7 protein-coding genes are annotated in these 7,255 nt (G+C 70.1%); 3 read left to right on the forward strand and 4 right to left on the reverse strand.

Going from position 1 to position 7,255, the window contains the following annotated elements:
- Positions 1-298 precede the first annotated feature (298 nt).
- Genes AC27IO_RS18200 through AC27IO_RS18215 form a run of 4 tightly spaced genes read right to left on the reverse strand, consistent with a single transcriptional unit; the run spans position 299 to position 3,364 of the window.
- Positions 299-1,090, reverse strand: coding sequence for an SDR family oxidoreductase (locus AC27IO_RS18200; RefSeq protein ID WP_498740041.1), 792 nt, complete (start codon positions 1,088-1,090; stop codon positions 299-301).
- A 47-nt stretch (positions 1,091-1,137) separates the two neighbouring features.
- Complete coding sequence (gene lptC / locus AC27IO_RS18205; RefSeq protein WP_317359884.1) at positions 1,138-1,755, reverse strand: LPS export ABC transporter periplasmic protein LptC; 618 nt, start codon at positions 1,753-1,755, stop codon at positions 1,138-1,140.
- The gene (locus AC27IO_RS18210) at positions 1,752-2,363 is read right to left on the reverse strand and encodes a KdsC family phosphatase (protein WP_498740043.1); all 612 of its coding nucleotides are present in this window, start codon (positions 2,361-2,363) and stop codon (positions 1,752-1,754) included. The genes lptC and AC27IO_RS18210 overlap by 4 nt, the downstream gene beginning before the upstream one ends.
- Entirely contained in the window at positions 2,363-3,364 is a 1,002-nt protein-coding gene (locus tag AC27IO_RS18215; RefSeq protein WP_317359887.1) for a KpsF/GutQ family sugar-phosphate isomerase, read from the reverse strand. The genes AC27IO_RS18210 and AC27IO_RS18215 overlap by 1 nt, the downstream gene beginning before the upstream one ends.
- Before the next feature lie 58 nt (positions 3,365-3,422).
- On the opposite strand from AC27IO_RS18215, the gene AC27IO_RS18220 reads away from it, so the two are divergent.
- The 3 genes from AC27IO_RS18220 to AC27IO_RS18230 form a co-directional block, all read left to right on the forward strand.
- Entirely contained in the window at positions 3,423-5,408 is a 1,986-nt protein-coding gene (locus tag AC27IO_RS18220) for a monovalent cation:proton antiporter family protein (RefSeq protein WP_317359889.1), read from the forward strand.
- Between the two features lie 132 nt (positions 5,409-5,540).
- Entirely contained in the window at positions 5,541-6,095 is a 555-nt protein-coding gene (locus AC27IO_RS18225; protein ID WP_092742468.1) for an adenine phosphoribosyltransferase, read from the forward strand.
- A 456-nt stretch (positions 6,096-6,551) separates the two neighbouring features.
- The coding region (locus tag AC27IO_RS18230) for a PepSY-associated TM helix domain-containing protein (RefSeq protein WP_498740046.1) at positions 6,552-7,255 on the forward strand (704 nt) is incomplete at its 3' end.

Raw genomic sequence — 7,255 nt, forward strand, 5'->3', positions numbered from 1 at the left:
CTACGGTGGTGGTGGCCGTGGCGAAGGCGGCGGCGGTGGTTATGGCGGCGGCGGTGGTCGCGGCGATGGCGGTTTCCGCAGCCCCTATGGTTCCGGTTCGCGCAATGGCGGCGGCGGTGGCCGCAGCGGTGGTGGTGGTGGCTACGGTGGTGGTGGCAACGGCGGCTACTGATCCTTTCCCGCAGCGAGGGCCGTTCCCATCCGTGAAGGCTTCTCGCGCAACCAAAAAAGGCCCCTTGTCAGGGGCCTTTTTTGTGGGCGCCGCCGGCTGTAACCCTGAGGCGGGCCTCGTGCCCGGTCAGTGCGGAGCCCCGCTTTTTTGCCGGTGCTTTCTCGGGCGGCCCGACAGCAGGCGGTCGAAAAGCCCGTTCGGCAGCACACGCAGCAACTTGGCCACCACGCCCATCTGCCAGGGAATGACGCGGTAGCTCGCGCCCGCGCGGATCGCGGCGAACGCGCGGTCGGCAAAGTCCCCGGGCTGCATCAAGAAGGGCATGGCGTAGCGGTTCTGCCGGGTGAGCGGGGTGTCGATGTACCCCGGGCACAGCGTGACCACCCGCACCCCCGACGAACGCAATTCGCCCCGCAGGCTTTCGCAGTAGCTGATGACCGCCGCCTTGCTGCCGCAGTAGGCGCCGTGGCCGGGCAGGCCCCGGATGCCGGCGACGCTGCCGATCCCCACGAGCGCCCCGCTGCCGCGCTGGGCCATCGCATCCACGAACGGCTGGAACGTGGCCGCCATGCCGATGTTGTTGGTGGCGAAGGTGCGGGCCATCACGTCGATGTCCTCGCGCACGGCAGTGTCCATGCCCACACTGATGCCCGCGTTGGCGATGACGACATCGGGCACCCCTTGCCGGGCCATGCAGTCCTGGCCCGCCGCCACGATGCTGTCGGGCTGCGCCACATCGGCGCTATAAATTTGATAGCTATCTGCCGTGATGTTGCTTGCGCTGGCCCACGATTGCATCTCTGCCGTGCGGCGGGCCACCAGCGCAAGCCGGTACCCGGCCTGGTGAAAGCGCAGTGCGAGCGCCTGGCCGATGCCGCTGGATGCGCCGGTGATGAACACCAGGGGGCTGGAAGGCATGGGGGCTCCTGAGGGGTGGTTAGGCATCGTGCGCCGTCCGGTGCCGGTCACTTGCCGGGTGGCGGCATCAGCATGCCCTTCACGCGGCCCTGCAACTGCATGATCTGGCTGAGGTTGTTGTAGTCCATGGTGTCCGCGGTGAACTGGTCCTTGCCCCGCGTCAGCGTGACTGGCTGGTTCGACTGCACCCGTTCGTCGTTCAGCCACGCGTGCAGGAACTCGCCCCGGAACTGAAGGCGCGGCAGCGGCTCGCGCCCGGGACGCACCAGGGGCTCGCGGGTGACGATGGCGTTGCCGAACAGTTGCACCTCGGAACCGTCCGCGTTGGTGAGCGCGCGGTCGGCCGTGGCGATGGTCAGACGGCCATCGGGCGCGACCGAGCGCATGTGGGCCTTGTCGATCTCCAGCGTGTCGGTGTCCAGGTAGTGGCGCGCGAAATCGCCGCGGACATCGCTTTGCAGCCGGCCGGTGGCATCGAAGCTCTTGACCGAGAAGGTCTTCATGAAATAGTCCGGCTCGTGCGTCAGCGGGCGCTCCTGCACGGGCTTGGCCGGTGTGGGCGCGTTGCGCACCAGCCACCACGTGCCCAGCGCCATGAGCCCCATGAGGGCCACGGGAAGGTAGATGGACAGCCGGTCCCAGCCCCGGCGCAGCGTGGCGATCATGCGGTGTAGGCCTCCAGCAGTTGCGCATAGCGGCCACTGGCCACCAGCAGCAGGTCGCAGAACTCGCGCGCCGCGCCGGCCCCGCCCGCTGCGGCGGTGACGTGGTGGGCCACCGCACGGGCCTCGATGTGGGCATGGCAGGGCGCGCAGGCCAGGGCGCAGCGGCGCATCAGGGGCAGGTCGGGCCAGTCATCGCCGATCACGGCGGCCTGCGCCCAGTCGAGTCCCAGTTCGGCCAGGATGGATTCGGCGGCCGGACGCTTGTCTTCGGTGCCGAAGCGGGCATGCACCACGCCCAGGTTCTTCAGGCGCAGGCGCAGCGCGGGGGCATCGCGGCCCGTCACCACGGCGGGGGTGATTCCGGCCTTTTGCAGCAGCTTGATGCCGTGGCCGTCGAGCGTGTGAAAGCGCTTGAGCGTCTCGCCGGCTTCGCTGAAGTACAGGCCGCCGTCGGTGAGCACGCCGTCCACGTCGAAAAACGCCACGCGCACGCCCTGCGCGCGCATCAGCAGTTGCGCATCGAACTGCAGGGCGGGCCGCAGGGGCGGCAGCGGCTGGCTGGCGGGCGTTGCCGCCCCGGCCGTGGCGTGGGCGAGGGGCTGGTCCATCAGATGACCTTCGCGCGCATCAGGTCGCCGATGTGCACCACGCCGATGAGAAGGCCGTCGGGATGGGCCACCAGCACGCTGGTGATGGCGTGGCGCTCCATCATTTCGGCGGCGTCCACGGCCAGCGCGTCGGGGGCGATGGTGCGCGGGCCGGGGTGCATGACCTCGCCCGCGGTCGCGCCGCGCAGTTCCGCGCCGGCTTCGATGCGCCGGCGCAGGTCGCCGTCGGTGAAGATGCCGAGCACGCGGCCCGCATCGTCCACCACGGCCGAGGCGCCCAGGCGCTTGGCGCTCATCTCGCGCATGAGTTCGCTGAACGATGCGCCGGGCGCCACGCGCGGGATTTCTTCGCCCGAGCGCATGACGTCGCTCACGTGGGTGAGCAGCTTGCGGCCCAGGGCCCCGCCGGGGTGGGAGCGCGCGAAGTCTTCGGACCGGAACCCGCGGGCGTCCAGCAAGGCGACGGCCAGGGCGTCGCCCATGGCCAGCTGCGCGGTGGTGCTGGCGGTAGGGGCCAGGTTGAGCGGACAGGCCTCGCGGTCCACGCTGCAGTCCAGCACCAGATCGGCATGGCGCGCCAGGGTGGACTGAAGCCCCCCGGTCATGGCCACGAGCGGCACGCCCAGGCGCTTGAGCACGGGCAGCAGCACGGTGAGCTCGGCGCTTTCGCCGCTGTTGGAAATGCCCAGGACCAGATCGCCCGGCGTGACCATGCCCAGGTCGCCATGGCTGGCTTCCGCAGGGTGCACGAAAAAGGCGGGCGTGCCGGTGGAGGCCAGGGTGGCGGCGATCTTGCGGCCGATGTGGCCGCTCTTGCCCATGCCCATCACCACGACGCGCCCCGTGGTGGCGAGCACGCGCTCGACGGCACTGGCGAAGCTCGCGTCCACGCGGGCCGACAGGCCGGCCAGGGCGGCGGCCTCGATATCGAAGGTTTCGCGGGCCAGGCGCAGCGCCTGGTCGGCATGGAAGGGCGCAGGCGCGGCGGGGGCGGAAAGCATGCGCGGATTCTATCGGCCGGACCATGGGCCTGCGCCGCGCCTGGGCTAGCATCCGTGCATGTCCTCACTTGCCTTGACGTTGCTCTACCTGCTGGCTGCCGTGCTGGGGGTGGTGGCGTGCCGCAGCCTCAAGCTGCCGCCGATGCTGGGCTACCTGGCGGCGGGCATCCTGATCGGGCCCCATGCGCTGGCGCTGGCCCAGAACTCGGAAGGCGTGCGCCACCTGGGCGAGTTCGGCGTGGTGTTCCTCATGTTCGCCATCGGCCTGGAATTCAGCCTGTCCAAGCTGCGCGCCATGCGCCAGTTCGTGTTCGGCCTGGGGCTGATGCAGGTGGCACTGACCATGGCGGCCACCATGGCGGGTGTGCTGCTGCTGTCGCGCTACGTGGGCGGCATCTGGGACATGGGCTGGCAGACGGCGCTGGCCCTGGCCGGCACGCTGGTGATGAGCAGCACCGCCATCGTGGTCAAGCTGATGGCCGAGCGGGCGGAGCTGGAGAGCGAGCACGGCCGCCGCGTGCTGGGCATCCTGCTGTTCCAGGATCTGGCCGTGGTGCCGCTGCTGGTGCTGATCCCGGCGCTCGGCTCCCGGCCGGACCAGCTGTTCGTCGCGCTGGGCCTGGCGCTGCTCAAGGCCACGGTGCTGGTGGGCGTGCTGCTGGCGGGTGGCCAGCGGGTGATGCGCTGGTGGCTCACGCTGGTGGCGCGCCGCAAGAGCGACGAGCTGTTCATGCTGAACCTGCTGCTCATCACGCTGGGGCTGGCCTGGCTGACCGAAACGGCGGGGCTGTCGCTGGCGCTCGGGGCCTTCATCGCCGGCGTGCTGGTGTCCGAAACCGAATACCGCCATCAAGTGGGCACGGACATCCGGCCCTTCCACGACGTGTTGCTGGGCCTGTTCTTCATCACCGTGGGGATGATGCTGGACTGGCACATCCTGCTGGAGCGCTGGGCGCTGGTGCTGCTGCTCCTGGTGGTGCCCTTGCTGGTCAAGGCCGGCGTGATCCTGGTGCTGGCGCGCGGCATGGGCGCCACCACGGGCGTGTCGCTTCGCACCGGGCTGTATCTGGCGCAGGCGGGGGAGTTCGGTTTCGTGCTGCTGTCGCTCACGCAGGAGCACGGGCTGGTGCAGCCCGCGCTGATGAACCCCATCCTGGCCGCGATGGTGCTGTCGATGCTGGCGACGCCGTTCCTCATCCTGTACAGCAACCGCATCGTGATGAAGCTGGTCGCCAGCGACTGGCTGCAGCAGTCGCTGCAGATGACCACCATCGCACGCAAGTCGATCAACACCAGCAAGCACGTGCTGATCTGCGGCTACGGGCGCTGCGGCCAGAACCTGGCGCGGATGCTGGAGCGCGAAGGCATTCCCTACATGGCGCTGGACCTGGACCCCGACCGGGTGCGCCAGGCCGCGGCGGCCGGGGATTCCGTGGTGTACGGCGATGCCACGCGGCTGCAGGCCCTGATGGCGGCCGGGCTGGTGCGCGCCAGTGCCGTGGCGGTGACGTACCTGGACATTCCCGCCACGCTCAAGGTGCTGGCCAATACGCGCGAGCACGCGCCGCAGGTGCCGGTGGTGGTGCGAACGCAGGACGACCAATACCTCGACAAACTGCAGGCCGCCGGCGCGACCGAGGTGGTGCCCGAGGCCATCGAAGGCTCGCTGATGCTGGCCAGCCATGCGCTGGCGCTGGTCGGCGTGCCCATGCGGCGGGTGCTGCGCCTGGTGCAGGACCAGCGCGACGCCCGCTACAACCTGCTGCGCGGCTACTTCCACGGGGCGGACGACGACACCGTGTCCGAGCGCGACCAGGAGCGGCTGGCGTCCATCACGCTGCCCCCCGGGGTGCGGCCGCTGGGCCAGGCGCTGGGGCCGCTGGCCCTGCAGGCGATGGGTGTGCGGGTGGTGAACCTGCGCCACAAGGACGGCCGCATGTCCCAGCCGGACGATGCCACGGTGCTGGCCGAAGGCGACACGCTGGTGCTCTCGGGCCACCCCACGGCGCTGGCGCTGGCGGAAGACGCCTTGCTGCGGGTGTGAACGCCTGGCAGCCGCAGGCGGCTGCCCCGCCGATACACTGCATTCCTTCCCTTCTTTCCCTCCCCCTGGCGTGGCGGCACCTGTGCGGCCGTGCGCGGGCGGCCTTTTCCTTCCAGCCTTCTCCACCGCGCCATGCAAGCCCTCAGCGTCAACGAATACCTTCGCCAGCACATCCGCACGGTGCCCGACTGGCCCGCGCCGGGCGTGCAGTTCCGGGACATCACTCCGCTGCTGCAGGACCCGAAGGTGTTCCGCGTGCTCATCGATGCCTTCGTACACCGCTACATGGACCGGGCCCTGCGGCCCGATGTGGTGGCCGGGCTGGATGCGCGCGGCTTCATTCTGGGCGCGGTCGTGGCCTACGAGCTGAACGTGGGCTTCGTGCCGATCCGCAAGAAAGGCAAGCTGCCCTTCACCACGGTCGAGGAAACCTACGAACTGGAATACGGCAGCGCCACCGTGGAGCTGCATGCCGATGCCGTGAAGCCCGGCGACCGCGTGCTGCTCATCGACGATCTGATCGCCACGGGCGGCACGATGATGGCGGGCAAGAATCTGCTGGAGCGGCTGGGCGCGACGGTGACCGAGGGCGCGGCTATCGTGGACCTGCCCGAGCTGGGTGGCTCGCAGCGCCTGCGGGACGCGGGCCTGCCGCTGTACACGCTGGTGGACTTCGCCGGCCACTGAGCCCGGGGACGGAAACCCGCTGGCCGGGCACGCCACGGCCCCTGGGTGGACTGGGGCGATAAAATTAGCAATCATTCTCATCCGACGGATTCGTTCCGGCGTTCGGCTGGAGACCGCCGCGTGGGGCGTTGACGCTGCTGCAGATGGAATGGCTTTTTCTCGTTCGCTTCTTTCCTGGGTTCCGTCCGCTATGTCCCGCCTTGTCCCGTTTGACCCGCGCCGCTCCGGCCTGCGGGCTGTCTCTCTTTCCGTCTCCGGCTTGGTTCTGGCGCACGCCGGACCTGGCGAAGGGGCGGGCCTGTGAACCGCGACGGCGCCACATCCCAGCCGCTGGCCCGGAGCGCTGGTGCGTTGGCCCCTGACGGGGCTTGCCAGCCGCAGGGCGGGGCATCGGAGGCCCGGCGTGCTCCATGGCGCCGGCTTTCGCTGCCCTCGCTGCGGCAGGCGTGGTTCCAGGTGCACTGGTTCCTGGGCATCACGGCGGGGACCGTGCTTGTGGTCATCGGCCTGTCCGGGGCGCTGCTGTCCTTCCATGAGGAAATCCTGGACGCCCTCAACCCCGGCGTGCGCCAGGTCACGCCGCACGCCGGGCCCATGCTCACCCCGCAGCAGATCATGGATGCCGTGGCGCGCGTGCCCGGCCACCCGCGCATCAGCACCCTCACGGTGCAATCGCAACCCGGCGCGGCGGCGCGGGTGATCTTCCAGGCGCGTCCCGGCGAGCGCCGGGGCGACACCGTCTACGTGCACCCCTACACCGGCACGCTGCAGCCGGCGCTGAAGGGGCAGGACGCCTTCGAATGGATCGAGGCGCTGCACCGCTGGCTGCTGCTACCGCGCGACTCCGGCCGCGTGGCCACGGGCGTGCTCGCGCTGTGCCTGCTTGCGCTGTCGCTCTCAGGCCTGTACCTGCGCTGGCCGCGCCACCCGCTGCGCTGGCGCACCTGGCTTACGTTCGATCCGGCGCTCAAGGGCCGCTCGTTCCTGTGGGCGCTGCATTCGGTGGTCGGCACGTGGGCGCTGGTGGTGTACCTCATGCTCACGGCCACCGGTCTTTACTGGGCGTTCGATGCGGTGCGCGACACGGTGGACGGCTGGGCCGGCATTCCGCGCCCGGCGCGCACGGCAGCCCCTGCCCCGCGCGCGGGCGGCAAGGCCGG

The sequence above is a fragment of the Acidovorax sp. KNOB132 genome (genome assembly GCF_057541515.1).